This is a genomic window from Enterobacter cloacae complex sp. HYC074_NIDB, assembly GCF_056673345.1.
In genome coordinates, this window is sequence record NZ_CP114214.1 from 2,961,787 (window position 1) to 2,977,808 (window position 16,022).

A 16,022-nucleotide genomic window follows, 5' to 3' on the forward strand; every position below is an offset into this window, starting at 1 on the left:
TGTCAGTAAAATTTAGCTCTATGTTGCTACAGAGCCCTCAATGTTTCAACGAGTAGTAGATCTTTTCTGCCAGCCCTTGCGAAATACCCGGCACTTTTGCAATTTCTTCCATACTGGCGTTGAGTAATCCTTGCAATCCGCCCATATACTTCAACAGCATCTGGCGACGTTTTGGCCCGACGCCTTCAATCGTCTCAAGGGTACTGGTATTTTTCACTTTCGCCCGTTTTTTACGGTGCCCGCTGATGGCATGATCGTGCGACTCATCGCGAATATGCTGGATCACGTGCAGCGCAGGGGAATCCGGCGGCAGGCTAAAGCCCTCGCCTTCCGGCTCAAAGAACAGCGTTTCCAGGCCAGCCTTACGATCTGCCCCCTTCGCTACCCCTAGCAGCAGCGGATGGTTCTTGTCCCACTCTACGTCGAGCGATTCGAATACCGCCTTCGCCTGCCCCAACTGCCCTTTCCCGCCGTCGATAAGGATAACGTCCGGGATTTTGCTCTCTTCAATCGCTTTACCATAGCGACGGCGCAGCACCTGGTTCATGGCGGCATAATCATCACCGGGCGTAATGCCGGTGATGTTATAGCGACGATACTCTGCCCGCAGGGGGCCATTCGCATCAAAGACCACACACGACGCCACGGTCTGCTCACCCATCGTATGGCTGATGTCGAAGCATTCCATGCGTTTCACTTCCGGCAGCTTAAGCAGCGTAGCAAGGGCGGTTAAACGCTGGCTGACGGTCGACTGCTGGGACAGTTTGGTGGTCAGCGCCGTGGCGGCATTGGTTCGTGCCAGCTTCAGATAACGTGCGCGATCGCCCCGCGGTTTCGTCTGGACATTCACCCGGCGGCCTGCCAGCTCTGAAAGCGAATCTGCCAGCAGGGTTTTATCGTCGAGCGTGAAGTCTAGAAGGATCTCCGAGGGCAGCGTACGCATCTGGCTGCCCTGCAAATAAAACTGGCCGACAAAAGTCTCCACCACTTCACCCAGCTCAGTGCCGCCCGGCACTTTCGGGAAGTAGCTGCGGCTGCCGAGCACTTTGCCCTGACGAATAAACAGCACGTGAACACAGGCCAGACCGGCGTCAAAGGCTACGCCGATAACATCGAGGTCGTCGCCCGTATTAGAAACAAACTGCTTCTCGGTCACCCTGCGCACCGCCTGGATCTGGTCGCGGATGCGTGCGGCCTCTTCAAATTCCAGCGCCGCGCTGGCTTTTTCCATACGAGTAATCAGTTGCGTCAGCACCTGATCGTCTTTCCCGGCTAAAAACAGGCGGACATATTCCACCTGCTGCGCGTACTCTTCTTCGCTTACCAGCCCTTCAACGCACGGCCCCAGGCAGCGGCCAATCTGATATTGCAGGCACGGCCGGGAACGGTTGCGGTAGACGCTGTTTTCACACTGGCGAACGGGGAAGATTTTTTGCAACAGCGCCAGCGTTTCGCGTACGGCATAACCGTTCGGGAAAGGGCCAAAGTATTCACCCTTCGCATGCTTAGCGCCACGATGCATCGCCAGGCGAGGATGGGTATCACCGCTCAGGAAAATAAACGGGTAGGACTTATCATCGCGCAGCAGGACGTTGTAGCGCGGCTGATACAGCTTGATATAGTTGTGCTCAAGCAGCAGCGCTTCCGTTTCCGTGTGCGTCACGGTGACATCAATGTTGTGGATGAGTGCGACCAGTGCTTCGGTTTTACGAGAGGCAAGATTGCTGCGGAAATAGCTGGAAAGGCGTTTTTTCAGATCTTTTGCCTTACCGACATAGATAACCGTACCGCCAGCGTCGTACATTCGGTAGACGCCCGGCTGGCTGGTGACGGTTTTCAGAAATGCTTTTGAATCGAACGCTTCACTCACTGACTTATTAACGACTCCGCATTGCACAAACCATGGCGAATGGCCAGGTGAGTCAGTTCGACATCACCGTGAATGTTCAATTTACTGAACATCCGATAGCGATAGCTGTTGACCGTTTTCGGGCTGAGATTCAACTGCTCTGAGATCTCATTCACCTTCTGACCTTTAGTGATCATCAGCATAATCTGCAATTCGCGCTCAGACAAACTGGCAAACGGAGATTCCGTTTTTTCCGGTTCAATCTGACTCAGAGCCATCTGTTGAGCAATATCAGAAGCGATGTAACGCTGCCCGGCGTATACGGTGCGAATCGCATTGACAACTTCCTGCGGCGCGGCGCCTTTACTGAGATACCCGGCAGCACCCGCCTGCATAACCCTGGCAGGCAGCGGATTTTCGGTATGGACGGTCAGCATGATAACTTTGGTATCAACGAACATGCGCGCGATTTTGCGCGTGGCTTCAAGCCCGCCAATACCGGGCATGTTCATATCCATCAGCACCACGTCTGCGGAGTTAGCGCGACACCATTTGACGGCATCTTCGCCACAGCACGCCTCGCCGGCAACTTTAATACCCTTTATATCTTCAAGAATGCGTCGTATCCCTGCGCGCACCAGTTCGTGGTCATCAACAAGAAGGACGTTGATCAAAGGAAATGTCTCCAGAATAGGGATAACGCTACTGACTGCTAATTGGGTTTATATTAACGGTTTTCCATGCAAGATTAAAACGCTAAAAAATCGGCTATACGATTCTGGTCTCGTTTTTGGAAATTAGGCTGTACAGCAAGTGGAAAGAAAACCCTTGTCCGCTGGGCTTTTACCGCTATTTTCTAGCATCGATATTCAAAAAGTTACTAAAACAGTTGTTAACCCAAACGAAAAAGAGCGCGCGATTTTTTGTAACAACAATTAACGAATGACGAACCGGGGATAAACATTTAATTGCCGCTAACATATTGGACAGAGTACCTTCATAATCCGCGTCGACCAATAATCGCGGCGCGACAAGTATAAAAAACAACCACTGCATTTTTTGCCATAGCTTGTGGTATACTCCGCCGCCTTAACTTTCATCGTCGCGCTCATGCGCTGTTTTATAATGAGGAAAATAAATGAGCACACCTGAATTTGCCACTGCCGAGAATAACCAGGAACTGGCACAGGAAGTAAACTGCCTGAAGTCGCTGCTGACGCTTATGCTACAGGCGATGGGCCAGGCTGATGCTGGTCGTGTGATCATTAAAATGGAAAAACAGATCGCGCAGATGGAAGACCAGGCGGAATCCGCTGTTTTTGCCAATACGGTTAAGCAAATTAAACAAGCCTACCGCCAGTAACAAAAACGGCTGGATGCAAAGCATTCAGCCGTTTTCTCGTCTGACACGCAGAACGTGATATCAGTCAGATAAGTCCCGTCGCCGCGGCATAACACGCTATCTGGATCTTATTCGGTGCGTTGAATTTCTTCTGCATATTCTTCTGGTGGAAATTGACGGTATTTTCCGAGATGGAAAGAATGATGGCGATTTCTGCCGACGTCTTCCCTTCTGCGGTCCACTTCAGAATTTCCCGTTCACGCTTGCTGAATTTCATTTCAGGCGGCATCACCGTCTCATGTTCAAAGCGCAACAGCGTAGTGAGCGCCATCTGGACCAGCATTTGTAAACGCAGCTCAACTTCTTCACTGGATATCGAGTGTGCCTGTAAGCTGGTACATGACACGGAAAGGAAACCGAGCGCATGATTTGGCATCATCAGACACTGCGTTATTCCCTTGCGTAAACCGTGATCCCGCGCGCCGTCCCATAATTGCTGGGCATCCGTGAATAATTCATCCGTCCAGGGCAAATGTCCCTGAATGAAATTCTCCGGCTTCAGTACCGGGTCAATGGCGAAATAATTCTCGGACTGATATTGCGCCATCCATTGTTGCGGATAACTGGAATGGACGGATGTTCGCGGGCGGGTAAATGGCACAGGGTGTCGAACACAAAGCGCATAATAATCGAATTCAAGCGCCTGCGTTTGTCGCTGAAGTTCCTGATATACCTCGTCAGCACAGGTCATTTGCTGAAACCGGAGGACGCATTCCCGTCGCCAGGTGAAAAAGTCTATATCCCTCATACTTGCCGAATGAAGCCTCTGATAAAGATAATCATTATTATGGTGAATATAACCTAACACATTTAGCATGATTATTTATATAAAATATCGGCCACAGGCAGATTATCTTTAATTTGGCGATGGCTTATCCACTTCAGGCGGAATAAAAAAGCAACAGAACGGAGTTTAAGGGAGGATTATTTGCTCCAGAAGCGGCATCTGGAGCAAATTGAACGCTAAAATGCTACTGCATTAAGAATTTTTCAAGGAACTGACGGGTACGGGGCTGCTGCGGATTGGCAAACAGCGCTTTAGCTGGCCCCTGCTCAACTATTCTCCCCTGATCCATGAAAATAGCCCGATCGGCAACGTCGCGGGCGAAGCTCATTTCATGCGTCACAATCACCATCGTGCGTTTCTCCTGCGCCAGCTGTCGGATGGTGTTCAGCACTTCCCCGACCAGCTCAGGATCGAGCGCGGATGTGGGTTCGTCAAACAGGATCACATCAGGGCGCATCGCCAGCGCGCGCGCAATGGCGACACGCTGCTGCTGCCCGCCAGATAAGCGACGCGGATAGCTCGTCTCCTTCCCTGCCAGGCCAACCTTCGCCAGCAGCTCGCGGGCGCGGACCGTGGCGTCTTCCTTAGGTTCCCCCTTGACGATGACCGGCCCTTCAATAATGTTTTCCAGCACCGTGCGGTGCGGGAAGAGATTAAAGCTCTGGAACACGAAGCCGACATGCTGGCGCAGGCGGCGAATCAGCCCTTTTTGCTGGCTGATAGGTTTCCCGGTATCAATGGTGATATCACCCACGCGGATCGTCCCGCCTTCGGGCTGCTCCAGTAAATTGATGCTGCGCAGCAGCGTGGTTTTGCCTGACCCGCTCGGGCCGATAATTGCCACCACTTCGCCCTGCTCAACCTCAAGATCAATGCCATGCAGCACCGTTTGCCCGTGGAATTTTTTCACCAGGTTTTTGACGTCAATTGCACTCATTTTGGATCACGCTCCTGGCGGTTAAGCTGGTTTTCAAAATAGTTTTGCAGAGCGGACAGCACCGTCGCCATCACCCAGTAAATCAGCGAGGCCGCCAGATACATAGTAAACACTTCCAGCGTACGCGAGGTGATCAGCTGCGCCTGACGGAACAGCTCCGGCACCTGAATGGTCGCCGCAAGGGAGGTGTCTTTCACCAGGCTGATAAAGCTGTTGCTCAGCGGCGGCAGCGCCACGCGCGCCGCCTGGGGCAGGATCGCCCGGCGCAGCGTCTGCCACGGGGTCATCCCGATACTGGCCGCCGCTTCCCACTGCCCTTTATCGATGGAGGAGATCGCCGCACGCAGCGTTTCAGAGGTGTACGCCGCCGTATTCAGCGACAGGCCAATCATCGCCGCCGGGATCGGATCCAGCTCGATACCGAACTGTGGCAGCCCGTAGTAAATCATAAACAGCTGGGCGATAAGCGGCGTTCCGCGGAACACGGAGATGTAAAACCGCGCCAGCCACCGCACCGGCCAGATGTTGGACATGCGCATCAGTGCCAGCACAAACCCGAGCACCAGCCCGAAGAACATCCCGCCGATACTGAGCTGTAAAGTAAACACCGCGCCTTTAAGCAAGAACGGCAGCGAATCAATAACCAGTTGAATACTTTCTTGCATTATTATTTTTCTACCTGATTTTTAGACATGAGGATGATAGGCAAACAGCGCAGGCGCTCCGCCAGTATGAACAAACAAAATGGGTCCTTCATCCTTAAAGCGCTTGCGGGCGATGCCGTCGATCAGGCCCGCCATTGCCTTACCGGTATAGACCGGGTCAAGCAGAATACCTTCGAGACGGGCCAGCAGCTTAACGGCCTCCATCCCTTCATCATTGGGGGTGCCATAGCCCGGCGCGAAATAGTCATCCCACAGCAATATTTCCGCCTTCGCCTGAAGCGCAAGCTGTTCAGCCACCGCCTGTTGCAGGGTGACGACTTTCGGCTTTTGGTCCGCAACGCTTCTGGAAACCGTCACGCCAATCAGCTCGACCTCCGGCATCAGCTGCTCAAGCCCGACCGCTAAACCGGCATGGGTCCCCGCACTGCCGGACGCCACCACCACCGAGGATAAACTTACCGCGCCTTCGCACTGCTGAGCGATTTCCAGCGCGCTCTCAACATAGCCGAGGGCACCCAACGCATTCGAGCCGCCAACCGGGATCACGTACGGACGAAAACCCTGCGCTTCCAGACGCGTCGCCAGCTCGTCGAGCTGTGCTGTCGGGTCGGTCAACGCGTCGACCATTTCAACCTGCACGTTGAACAGATCCAGCAGCAGACGGTTACCGTTAGTCAGGTAATTCTCTGCCTGCGTCCCGATCGGGTTCTCCAGCAGGGCTACGCAGTGGAGTCCCAGCTTCGCCGCCACTGCCGCCGTCTGGCGAACGTGGTTAGACTGAATTGCCCCGGCGGTGATCAGCGTATCCGCCCCCTCGCGCAGGGCATCGGCGGCGAGAAATTCCAGCTTGCGCAGCTTATTTCCGCCCATCGCCATGGGCGTCACATCGTCACGCTTAATGAATATATCGCGCCCCAGATAGTCAGAAAATCGCGGCAGATACTCCAGCGGCGTGGGTGCGCCGATAAATTCCAGACGGGGAAAGCGCGTTAAATTCTGTAGTGACATGGTTCCTCCGGTCACGCAAACAATTGTTATTTCATTATGCACGCAGACGCGCGAGAAATAAAAAAGGCGCTTTTAAAAGCGCCTTTTTTTGTCAGTCAGAGACTTATTTCGTCACGTCTGCGCCGAACCACTTCTCAGAAAGCGCCTTCAGGCTACCGTCTTTCTGCATCTCAGCAATGGCGCCATCGATGGCTTTCAGCAGATCCTCGTTACCCTTACGCACCGCCACGCCGGACTCCTGACGGGAGAACGCATCACCCGCGACAGCCAGGGTATTGTTGGTTTTCTTCACCAGATCCAGCGCTGCCAGGCGGTCCACCAGAATGGCGTCAATACGGCCTACGCGCAGATCCTGGTATTTCGTCGGGTCATCATCGTAGGTACGGATGTCCACGCCCTGCACGTTCTGGCGCAGCCACTCTTCGTAGTTGGTGCCCAGACCGACGCCGACTTTCTTACCTTTCAGATCCGCTGCGGACTTGATGCTGCCTTCGTTACCTTTCTTCACCAGCGCCTGAATACCGGACACGGTGTACGGCGTGGAGAAGTCATACTTCTTCTTACGTTCGTCAGAAATGGTTACCTGGTTAATCACCACGTCAATACGTTTGGAATCCAGTGACGCCAGCATCCCATCCCATTTGGTGGGTTTCAGGGAGGCTTTAACGCCGAGGTGTTTTGCCAGCTCCTGCGCAAACTCCACTTCAAAACCGGTCAGTTTACCGTCGTCACCCTGGAAGCTGAACGGAGGATAGGTTCCTTCCAGCCCAACCAGCAGCGTGCCGCGCTCTTTAACTTTGTTGAGCAGATTCTCTGCCGCGAACGTTTTCACGCTCATCCCCGCGACCAGCGCAACGGCCATCATCCCCATCAGCGCCTGACGACCCAGAAGTGCTAATTTCATAAGTACTCCGATACAGTGGAATTTTTGAGTAGTGTAGAGAAATCGCCTGCAACGTCAAAGGCGGCTGCGCTACATCTTATTCTTTTTTAATATATATCAGAAGTTGTTCCGGCGCGGACTTTCTGCTTTATGACGCCCGGCATCTGGACTTTATATTGTGCATACTTTCGCAGCGCGATGCGGTAATTGTTGGTACTGGTGGCGGGCAGCCAGGGCTCCAGATTTTCATCCAGGTATCCGGTCGTCAGCAGATCGCGGGAGATATTTTGCATGGTCAAATGCTGACCCAGGCGGCGCAGGCGAACCACGTATTCACGCACGGTGCCGTGACTCATCTCGGTTTGTTCAAACAGGAACTGCTTGAAGCCGATAATATCGAAGAAGTCGCTTTGCTCTTTGCAGTGGAGATCGCCACAGAAACGGCAAAGCGCTACCCACTCTTTTTGCTCTTCAAGCCAGGCGGCTTCATCCATCAGCGTATCGAGGCGGGAAATCGCAATCTTATTCACGATTTCACCGCGACGAACCAGCGTGATGCGGTCGAGTAATTTTTTACAGTGGGCGCAATGCGTCTGGCTGTGTTTAAAGTCTTTCAGGTAGCGGCTTAAAGGCCGTCTTTTAGATTGCTGCACCGTCATGATAACTCCTGGTTGTCAATACGTTGTGCGGCATTTCCAAGGCGAATGACTCACCTATAACTTACCCAGTTTTGTGCGCAGGCGTTTAATGGCCTGACTGTGCAGCTGGCTCACCCGTGACTCGCCCACCTCCAGCACGGCGCCAATCTCTTTGAGATTGAGCTCTTCCTGGTAATAGAGGGTTAACACCAGTTGCTCACGTTCCGGTAAAGCTTCAATCGCTTCCATCACGCGCTGGCGTAAATTCCCTTCCAGTAAATGGTGTAACGGGTTCTCTTGCTGGTGTTCATCCGTCACCAGCTCGATGCTATCGCCATGCTCTTCGCGCCACTCATCATAAGAGAAGAGTTGGCTGTTATTGGTGTCGAGCAACATCTGGCGATACTCTTCAACAGGAATGCCCAGACGCTCCGCTACTTCGGTTTCCGTCGCGTTGCGCCCCAGTTCCTGTTCCAGCTGCCCCATCGCATGCGCCACTTCGCGCGCGTTGCGGCGAACGCTGCGCGGCACCCAGTCGCGGCTGCGCAGCTCGTCCAGCATCGCACCACGAATACGCTGCACTGCGTAAGTCGTAAATGCCGTTCCTTGCAGAGCGTCGTACCGGTCAACTGCATTCAATAACCCGATACCGCCCGCCTGTAGCAGATCGTCCAGTTCCACGCTCGCCGGCAAACGCACCTGGAGGCGCAATGCTTCGTGACGCACCAGCGGAACATAACGCTGCCACAGCGAGTGTTTATCCATTACACCTTCAGCGGTATAGAGTGAATTCACGATAAACAGCCCTGCGTTAGTTGAGTTATCGGCATGATTATCCGATTCTGGAGGGGTTTTAATCGGGTGAATAGTGGGTGAAATGAGGGGTTATTTGGGGGGTTACGCGTAAATGCGGACAGAAAAAACCCCGCCGAAGCGGGGTTTAAGCGTAATCAGGCGATTAGCCTTGCAGCAGAGACAGAACCTGCTGAGGAACCTGGTTAGCTTTGGACAGCACGGAGTTACCGGCCTGCTGAACGATCTGCGCTTTAGACATGTTGGACACTTCGGTCGCATAGTCGGCGTCCTGAATACGGGACTGCGCTTCAGACAGGTTGGTGGTGGTGTTGTTCAGGTTGGTTACGGCAGAGCTCAGACGGTTCTGAACCGCACCCAGTGAAGAACGGAATTTGTCTACGGACGCGATAGCTTTGTCCAGCAGAGCCAGTGGATCGTTGGTAGCAGCGCCTTTAAATTCTGCAGTCGCTTCAATTCCTGGTACGGCAGCAACGGCATCGCCTGCACCCGGTGAAGTTTCAGGAATTGCAGCAACGGCAGCCTGAGCTGACAATTGGATAGTTGTAGCAACAGACGTTGGAGTAGTTGTACCGCTATTTGCAATTGCATCTTTACCTGTTCCTGTAGCTCCAGCCAGGTAGTTTTTACCCTGCACAGTAACAACGCCAACAGCTTCACCATTAGCATTAGTTGAAACTTTGATTGGCTGAGCTGTTTGTGTTGCACCAGTAATGCCGCTTGCAGGGTCGTTATAAGTAACGTTAGTGGTATTTAATGTTACTTTACCTGTTGCAGAGTCCAGTGAAGCTGAATAAGAATTACTACCCGACTGAATAACGTAAGTACCGGTTGCGTCGCCTTTTGAGTCCAATACGTTATGCAGGCTGAGGCCTGAAGTATCCGCAACCCCTAACGTTTTAGCAATTGCAGCCGCACCATCTGCGTCAGCACCAAAAGTTACAGCGATCGGGGCAGAGCCTGCTGTGGCTCCCGGAACGCTGGTGATTGCATCACTAACTTTAAGCGCGTTACTTGATACAGAGAAACCTTTCAAATTGAGAGTAGAAGAGTCAATCTTCTGCAGGTCGATAGAGATGGTCTGACCATCGTTTGCGCCAACCTGAATCTTCATGGTGCCGTCTTTAGCCAGCACGTTCACGCCGTTGAACTGAGTCTGACCAGATACGCGGTCAATTTCGTCCAGACGGGATTTGATTTCGTCCTGGATTGAAGACAGGTCAGAATCAGAGTTAGTACCGGTAGTTGCCTGAACGGTCAGTTCACGAACACGCTGAAGGTTGTTGTTGATTTCAGACAGCGCGCCTTCAGTGGTCTGCGCCAGAGAGATACCGTCGTTAGCGTTACGTGCAGCCTGAGTCAGACCTTTGATGTTAGAGGTGAAGCGGTTAGCGATAGCCTGGCCCGCAGCGTCATCTTTCGCGCTGTTGATACGCAGACCAGAAGACAGACGCTCGATAGAAGAAGACAGAGCGGACTGGTTCTTGTTGATGTTGTTCTGAGTGATCAGCGAGAGGCTGTTGGTATTAATGACTTGTGCCATGATTTCGATTCCTGTTGTTCATCAAATCTGTTTGGTTAGATTTGGGTTTCCACCCTTCGGCTTCATCGCCGTCAAAGGTGTTATCATCTGGTCCAAACCAACCTTTAGATTTTTTTTCAGGATCGCGTTAATTTTTTTAGCCACGGAAAAGCTCTTCTCTATTACCGTTATTCCCGCCATTAAAAAAAAGAAATTAACCGTAAACTTTCCCCCATAAAAGCCGATAACCCCACTATTCGTTCTACGTGTCGATAGATTAAGGAATAAATATGGCAAGTATTTCATCATTGGGGATTGGATCGGGTCTTAAGTTAGCAGACATTCTGGATAGTCTGACCAAGGCCGAAAAAGAGCAGCTGACGCCGATTTCCAAACAACAGTCATCTTATACCGCCAAGCTGAGCGCTTACGGCACGTTGAAGAGTTCACTGGAAGCCTTTCAGACTGCCAACACCGCGCTGAATAAAGCCGACCTGTTTACGGCGACCAGCACGTCGAGCAGCTCCACGGCATTCAGCGCCACCACTACCGGCAGCGCGATTGCCGGTAAATACACCATCAGCGTGTCGCAGCTGGCGCAGGCGCAAACCCTGACGACCAAAAACGCGCAGCCGGATACCAAAACGGCCATTGCCACGGCTGACAGCAAGATCACCTTTACCGCCGGTAACGGTAAAGATCCGGTGACCGTCGATATCAGCGCGGCAAACTCCTCGCTGACCGGCATTCGCGATGCGATTAACAAAGCTGACGCCGGCGTGACCGCCAGTATTATTAACGTCGGTAATGGTCAGTATCGTCTGTCCATCACCTCCACCGAAACCGGGGCGGACAACGCGGTCAGCATCAGCGTGAGCGGCGACAGCGCCCTGCAATCCTTTATGGGTTACAACGGCACCAGCACCGACGCCAGCAACGGCATGACGGAAAGCGTCACCGCGCAGAACGCGAAGCTGAAGGTGAATAACGTCGATATCGAAAACAGCAGCAACACCATCAGCGATGCGCTGGAAGATATCACCCTGAACCTGAACGATGTCACCACCGGTAACCAGACGCTGACGATCGCTAAAGATACGTCGAAAGCGGAAACGGCGATGAAAGCCTGGGTGGATGCCTACAACACCCTCCAGGACAGCTTTGCATCGTTAACCAAATATACGGCGGTTGATGCGGGTACAGATGCGCAGGACTCCAGCAACGGCGCCCTGCTCGGAGACAGTACGCTGCGTACTATCCAGACGCAGCTGAAAACCATGCTGGGCAACTCCGTCGGCGGAACCGCCTATAAAACGCTGTCTCAGGTCGGTATTACTTCCGATCCAAGCACGGGCAAGCTGGAGCTGGATAGCGACAAGCTGAAAAAAGCGCTGACGGAGAACCCGGCTGCCGTGAAAGATTTGGTTGTGGGTGACGGTAAAACCACCGGGATCACCACCACCATGGCCACCCATCTGACTGACTGGCTTTCCAGTAAAGGGATTATTCAGGCTGCCAAAGATGGCGTAAGCAAAACGCTGAACAAGCTGACGGATCAATATAACTCAGTAAGCGAACGTATTGACGCAAGAGTGGCACAGTACAAAGCCCAGTTTACCCAACTGGACGTACTGATGACCTCGCTGAACAACACCAGCAGCTACCTGACGCAGCAGTTCGAAAATACGTCCAGCAACAAGTAGTAAACGCTAATCAGACCCGAGGGGGATAACATGTACGGCGCAAAAGGCACGCAAGCCTACGCAAAGATAGAAGTTGAAAGCGCGGTGATGAGCGCCAGCCAGCAGCAGCTGGTTATCATGCTATTTGATGGAGCCCTCAGCGCGCTGGTACGCGCGCGTCTGTTCCTGGCAGACGGTAATATCCCGGCAAAAGGGCTGGCGCTCTCAAAAGCCATCAACATTATCGAAAACGGGCTGAAGGTTGGCCTGGTGGAAAATAATGGGGATGAGCTTACGCAAAACCTGATTGCCCTTTATGCCTATATGGTACGTCGCCTCCTGCACGCCAACGTGAATAACGACGCCAGCGCCATCGAAGAGGTGGAAAACCTGCTGCGCAATATCGCTGACGGGTGGAAGGAGGTTGCCGGTACGCCACAACTGATGCAGGACGCCGTCTAATGAGTAACGCACCGCAACTTTATGCCCTTTATCAGCAACTCCTTGAGCAGAGCCAGTTGATGTTGCGACTGGCCCGGCAGGGACTATGGGATGATCTGATCATCTGTGAAACCGACTATGTTAATGCGGTGCACTCACTGGCTCGTCTCACTCAGGAAAGTGAACCTTCGACGCAGATTCAGGAGCAGCTTCGCCCGACGCTGCGGGTGATCCTGGACAACGAAGGCCAGGTAAAAACGTTGCTGCAAGCCAGAATGGATGAGCTGGCGAAGCTGGTCGGGCAATCTTCCATCCAGAAAACCGTTCTCTCCACCTACGGTAACCAGGGCGGTCATGTCCTGGTTCCGCAAAGTAATAGCGATATCAATTAGCCATTTAACTGGCGGGCAAACGTTAACCGTTTCGTTCGCCAGGCATTTCTGCCAAACCTGCTCCATACTTGAGTTTCGCGACCTCATGGAGATGGTGCATGCGCAACCCAACACTTTTACAATGTTTTCACTGGTACTACCCCACCGGCGGTGAACTGTGGCGAGAAGTCACGGCATTAGCCCCCAATCTGAACGAAATCGGCATCAATATGGTCTGGTTACCGCCGGCCTACAAAGGGGCATCCGGCGGCTATTCCGTCGGGTATGACTCTTATGACCTTTTCGACCTCGGTGAGTTTGACCAGAAAGGCAGCGTCGCCACCAAATACGGCGATAAAGCCCAGTTGCTGGAGGCCATCAACGCCTTAAAAAGTAACCAGATTGCGGTGCTTCTGGACGTGGTGGTCAACCACAAAATGGGGGCCGATGAGAAGGAACCCGTCCGCGTGCAGCGCGTGGATGCGCAGGATCGCACCCAAATCAGCGATGAGATCATCGAATGCGAAGCCTGGACGCGCTACACCTTTCCCGTTCGGGCCGGCCAGTATTCGCAGTTCATCTGGGATTACAAATGCTTTAGCGGTATCGACCACATTGAAAACCCCAATGAGGACGGTATCTTCAAAATCGTGAACGACTACACTGGCGAAGGCTGGAACGATCAGGTCGACGACGAGATGGGCAATTTCGATTACCTGATGGGTGAAAATATTGATTTTCGCAACCACGCGGTGACGGAGGAGATCAAATACTGGGCGCGCTGGGTGATGGAGCAAACCCACTGCGACGGCTTCCGCCTTGACGCGGTAAAACACATCCCGGCCTGGTTCTATAAAGAGTGGATTGAGCACGTCCAGGAGGTGGCCCCGCAGCCGCTGTTTATCGTGGCGGAATACTGGTCACACGAAGTGGATAAATTGCAGCACTACATCAATCAGGTGGACGGCAAAACCATGCTGTTTGATGCGCCACTGCAAATGAAATTTCACGAAGCCTCACGCCAGGGACGCGACTACGATATGAGCCAGATTTTCACCGGTACGCTGGTGGAAGCCGATCCGTTCCATGCCGTGACGCTGGTTGCCAACCACGACACCCAACCCTTGCAGGCGCTGGAAGCCCCAGTTGAAGCCTGGTTCAAACCGCTGGCCTACGCGCTCATCCTGCTGCGTGAAAACGGCGTGCCGAGCGTGTTCTACCCGGATCTTTTTGGCGCCAGCTATGACGACACCGGCGGGGATGGCGAGACGTATCACATCGATATGCCGGTGATTGAACAACTCCACGAGCTTATCCTCGCCCGGCAGCGTTTTGCCCACGGCGTGCAGACGCTGTTTTTCGATCATCCAAACTGCATTGCGTTCAGCCGCAGCGGGACTGAGGAGCACCCGGGCTGTGTGGTGGTGCTGTCGAATGGTGATGACGGCGAGAAGACGATCTGCCTCGGGGAAAATTACGGCAATAAGACCTGGCGTGATTTTTTAGGCAACCGCGAGGAAACCGTGACCACGGCGGCGGATGGCGAAGGGACGTTCTTCTGTAACGGGGGAAGCGTCAGCGTCTGGGTGATTGAGGACGCGCTGTAGGGCTGGAACAGTGCGGTCTGCGGACCCGCTCCCGAAGCGTACGCCATCCTCACAAAATAATGTCTGCACAGACGGCCCCCTCTCCCTTGAGGGAGAGGGCTGGGGTGAGGGGGAACATACGGCTCTGGTGGTCATTCCGTTCACTTTATGTTCCTTGCTACTCTGTCACAACATAACCGGTGAACGTGCCAGGGTGGCTCAGTCGCCACCACCCTGGCGACCCGGGCTTCCGGCGGAAAATCGCCGCTTCGCGGTGCCTTCGGCTTATTCCTTCCGGCTTATCGGGGACGGGCGGAGGTAACATCCCTGTAAAGCCCGCCCTCTCGGCGCAACCCTGCGCCTCGCCCCGGCCTACAGGAAACGCCTCAGCGATTTACAGCCGGACCAGAGCATCGCTGAAAGCCTTCAGTCGTTCTCAAACAAGTTTTTTGCTTCGGGTTAAAAGTTACGGAAGCTTACTCTCCAGCGGATTCTTACTCAGGTAATCTGCGCATTCCACCGTTGGACGGTCAACCTTGTACAGTTCCATACCGTCATACTCCAGCGCCGCCCCATCACGCTCCAGCGGATAGACATCCAGCTTACGCGTCACGTTATAATAATCATCTGAACGCAGCATGATCTTACCCGGCACCGCGATAACGCGCTGCCACTGACGGCAATCCAGCGTATCCCCTTCTGGCGTCACCACCAGCGTGGCGATCGCTTCCGGGCTCACCATCGCGCTCTGCGGACCTTTCGACTGCCAGTAACCTGCCAGTTGCGAAGGTACCGGGTGCTTAATCACTTCCTGATAGTTATCAACCTGAACACATCCCGCTAACGTCAGCATCGCAGCCACAATTGCTACTTTTTTCATCATCTTTCCTGCATGCGAAGAAAAAAATATTGTGGCATTAAAGCCATCAGGCTGCCAGCGTAAGATTGGAAGGTTTACACCTGCATCCCCATGACTTCCTGGTATGCCGACACCAGCTTGTTACGCACCTGCAACCCCATCTGCAATGACACCGACGCTTTTTGCAGATCGGCCATCACATCGTTGAGCGCCACGCCGGGTTCGCCAAGGGTAAATCTCTCAGCCTGGGTACGGGCCGCGTTTTGCTTGTCGCTGATCCGGTCCAGCGCCGCATGCAGTTGACCGGCGAAACTGACGCCCGGCGGCTGGTCAGCCACGCTCTGATTACGGGCGGTCATCGCCGTTGCCTGTAACTGACTGAGTACCCCTTCAATGCCCTGTATAGCCATGACTCTCCCCTGGATGGTTTTTTACGAGGTCAAGACTAACAGCTTGTCAATAAGATAATGGCGGTAAATAGCGTTAAAAAACCAGGTTATTTGACGCATAGAAAATCCCGAATCATCAAATAATGGCAGGGCCATCAGTATGGAACTTTTGTCGTGTTTGCCGACCCGG

The 16,022-nt window shown here is 53.4% G+C and carries 18 protein-coding genes; 6 read left to right on the top strand and 12 right to left on the bottom strand.

Annotated features, from left to right (window positions below; translation table 11 throughout):
* Positions 1-37: 37 nt before the first annotated feature.
* Positions 38-1,870: an excinuclease ABC subunit UvrC gene (gene uvrC / locus O1724_RS14425; RefSeq protein ID WP_045337574.1), complete on the bottom strand. Its 1,833-nt coding sequence runs from the start codon at positions 1,868-1,870 to the stop codon at positions 38-40.
* A complete protein-coding gene (gene uvrY / locus O1724_RS14430; RefSeq protein WP_003859647.1) occupies positions 1,867-2,523 on the bottom strand; it encodes a UvrY/SirA/GacA family response regulator transcription factor in 657 nt (218 codons plus the stop codon). The genes uvrC and uvrY overlap by 4 nt, the downstream gene beginning before the upstream one ends.
* A 397-nt stretch (positions 2,524-2,920) precedes the next feature.
* Between uvrY and O1724_RS14435 the strand changes: the two genes are divergently transcribed.
* A complete protein-coding gene (locus O1724_RS14435) occupies positions 2,921-3,001 on the top strand; it encodes a hypothetical protein (protein WP_418235935.1) in 81 nt (26 codons plus the stop codon).
* Entirely contained in the window at positions 2,988-3,212 is a 225-nt protein-coding gene (locus O1724_RS14440) for a DUF2594 family protein (RefSeq protein WP_003859644.1), read from the top strand. Before O1724_RS14435 ends, O1724_RS14440 begins: the two co-directional genes overlap by 14 nt.
* 64 nt (positions 3,213-3,276) lie before the next feature.
* Here the strand turns inward: O1724_RS14440 and sdiA are convergent, their stop codons facing one another.
* From sdiA to O1724_RS14480, 8 genes are all read right to left on the bottom strand, one after another.
* A complete protein-coding gene (sdiA, locus tag O1724_RS14445; RefSeq protein ID WP_003859639.1) occupies positions 3,277-3,999 on the bottom strand; it encodes a quorum-sensing transcriptional regulator SdiA in 723 nt (240 codons plus the stop codon).
* Between the two features lie 223 nt (positions 4,000-4,222).
* A complete protein-coding gene (tcyN, locus tag O1724_RS14450) occupies positions 4,223-4,975 on the bottom strand; it encodes an L-cystine ABC transporter ATP-binding protein TcyN (protein ID WP_003859634.1) in 753 nt (250 codons plus the stop codon).
* Positions 4,972-5,640 carry a cystine ABC transporter permease gene (gene tcyL / locus O1724_RS14455; protein ID WP_003859632.1) on the bottom strand — a complete coding sequence of 223 codons (669 nt, stop codon included), beginning with the start codon at positions 5,638-5,640 and terminating at the stop codon, positions 4,972-4,974. Before tcyL ends, tcyN begins: the two co-directional genes overlap by 4 nt.
* 21 nt (positions 5,641-5,661) lie before the next feature.
* Positions 5,662-6,648, bottom strand: a complete 987-nt coding sequence (gene dcyD, locus O1724_RS14460; protein WP_048208438.1) for a D-cysteine desulfhydrase — start codon at positions 6,646-6,648, stop codon at positions 5,662-5,664.
* Positions 6,649-6,751: 103 nt separating this feature from the next.
* Positions 6,752-7,552, bottom strand: a complete 801-nt coding sequence (tcyJ, locus tag O1724_RS14465; RefSeq protein ID WP_003859627.1) for a cystine ABC transporter substrate-binding protein — start codon at positions 7,550-7,552, stop codon at positions 6,752-6,754.
* An 86-nt stretch (positions 7,553-7,638) separates the two neighbouring features.
* On the bottom strand, positions 7,639-8,190 hold the full coding sequence (gene fliZ, locus O1724_RS14470) for a flagella biosynthesis regulatory protein FliZ (RefSeq protein ID WP_015570235.1): 552 nt from the start codon (positions 8,188-8,190) through the stop codon (positions 7,639-7,641).
* A 54-nt stretch (positions 8,191-8,244) separates the two neighbouring features.
* Positions 8,245-8,964: an RNA polymerase sigma factor FliA gene (locus O1724_RS14475; protein WP_003859623.1), complete on the bottom strand. Its 720-nt coding sequence runs from the start codon at positions 8,962-8,964 to the stop codon at positions 8,245-8,247.
* A gap of 163 nt (positions 8,965-9,127) precedes the next feature.
* Positions 9,128-10,525 carry a flagellin N-terminal helical domain-containing protein gene (locus tag O1724_RS14480; protein WP_045906588.1) on the bottom strand — a complete coding sequence of 466 codons (1,398 nt, stop codon included), beginning with the start codon at positions 10,523-10,525 and terminating at the stop codon, positions 9,128-9,130.
* A gap of 269 nt (positions 10,526-10,794) precedes the next feature.
* Between O1724_RS14480 and fliD the strand changes: the two genes are divergently transcribed.
* From fliD to amyA, 4 genes are all read left to right on the top strand, one after another.
* On the top strand, positions 10,795-12,207 hold the full coding sequence (fliD, locus tag O1724_RS14485) for a flagellar filament capping protein FliD (protein WP_023324904.1): 1,413 nt from the start codon (positions 10,795-10,797) through the stop codon (positions 12,205-12,207).
* Positions 12,208-12,237: 30 nt separating this feature from the next.
* Positions 12,238-12,648 carry a flagellar export chaperone FliS gene (gene fliS, locus O1724_RS14490; RefSeq protein ID WP_003859616.1) on the top strand — a complete coding sequence of 137 codons (411 nt, stop codon included), beginning with the start codon at positions 12,238-12,240 and terminating at the stop codon, positions 12,646-12,648.
* On the top strand, positions 12,648-13,019 hold the full coding sequence (gene fliT / locus O1724_RS14495; protein ID WP_003859615.1) for a flagella biosynthesis regulatory protein FliT: 372 nt from the start codon (positions 12,648-12,650) through the stop codon (positions 13,017-13,019). Before fliS ends, fliT begins: the two co-directional genes overlap by 1 nt.
* Positions 13,020-13,117: 98 nt before the next feature.
* Positions 13,118-14,605 carry an alpha-amylase gene (gene amyA / locus O1724_RS14500; RefSeq protein WP_003859614.1) on the top strand — a complete coding sequence of 496 codons (1,488 nt, stop codon included), beginning with the start codon at positions 13,118-13,120 and terminating at the stop codon, positions 14,603-14,605.
* A 445-nt stretch (positions 14,606-15,050) separates the two neighbouring features.
* Here amyA and yedD read toward each other — a convergent pair whose 3' ends face one another.
* Both yedD and fliE read right to left on the bottom strand, forming a co-directional pair.
* Complete coding sequence (yedD, locus tag O1724_RS14505) at positions 15,051-15,464, bottom strand: lipoprotein YedD (protein ID WP_003859613.1); 414 nt, start codon at positions 15,462-15,464, stop codon at positions 15,051-15,053.
* Positions 15,465-15,538: 74 nt separating this feature from the next.
* Positions 15,539-15,853, bottom strand: a complete 315-nt coding sequence (gene fliE / locus O1724_RS14510) for a flagellar hook-basal body complex protein FliE (RefSeq protein ID WP_003859612.1) — start codon at positions 15,851-15,853, stop codon at positions 15,539-15,541.
* Between the last annotated feature and the right edge of the window lie 169 nt (positions 15,854-16,022).

What these genes read in the sequence shown, in the direction of transcription:
- O1724_RS14440 (WP_003859644.1), top strand. Translation starts at nt 2,988, where the DNA reads ATGAGCACACCTGAATTTGCCACTGCCGAGAATAACCAGGAACTGGCA.
- sdiA (WP_003859639.1), bottom strand. Translation starts at nt 3,999, where the DNA reads ATGAGGGATATAGACTTTTTCACCTGGCGACGGGAATGCGTCCTCCGG.
- tcyN (WP_003859634.1), bottom strand. Translation starts at nt 4,975, where the DNA reads ATGAGTGCAATTGACGTCAAAAACCTGGTGAAAAAATTCCACGGGCAA.
- tcyL (WP_003859632.1), bottom strand. Translation starts at nt 5,640, where the DNA reads ATGCAAGAAAGTATTCAACTGGTTATTGATTCGCTGCCGTTCTTGCTT.
- dcyD (WP_048208438.1), bottom strand. Translation starts at nt 6,648, where the DNA reads ATGTCACTACAGAATTTAACGCGCTTTCCCCGTCTGGAATTTATCGGC.
- tcyJ (WP_003859627.1), bottom strand. Translation starts at nt 7,552, where the DNA reads ATGAAATTAGCACTTCTGGGTCGTCAGGCGCTGATGGGGATGATGGCC.
- fliZ (WP_015570235.1), bottom strand. Translation starts at nt 8,190, where the DNA reads ATGACGGTGCAGCAATCTAAAAGACGGCCTTTAAGCCGCTACCTGAAA.
- O1724_RS14480 (WP_045906588.1), bottom strand. Translation starts at nt 10,525, where the DNA reads ATGGCACAAGTCATTAATACCAACAGCCTCTCGCTGATCACTCAGAAC.
- fliD (WP_023324904.1), top strand. Translation starts at nt 10,795, where the DNA reads ATGGCAAGTATTTCATCATTGGGGATTGGATCGGGTCTTAAGTTAGCA.
- fliS (WP_003859616.1), top strand. Translation starts at nt 12,238, where the DNA reads ATGTACGGCGCAAAAGGCACGCAAGCCTACGCAAAGATAGAAGTTGAA.
- fliT (WP_003859615.1), top strand. Translation starts at nt 12,648, where the DNA reads ATGAGTAACGCACCGCAACTTTATGCCCTTTATCAGCAACTCCTTGAG.
- amyA (WP_003859614.1), top strand. Translation starts at nt 13,118, where the DNA reads ATGCGCAACCCAACACTTTTACAATGTTTTCACTGGTACTACCCCACC.
- yedD (WP_003859613.1), bottom strand. Translation starts at nt 15,464, where the DNA reads ATGAAAAAAGTAGCAATTGTGGCTGCGATGCTGACGTTAGCGGGATGT.
- fliE (WP_003859612.1), bottom strand. Translation starts at nt 15,853, where the DNA reads ATGGCTATACAGGGCATTGAAGGGGTACTCAGTCAGTTACAGGCAACG.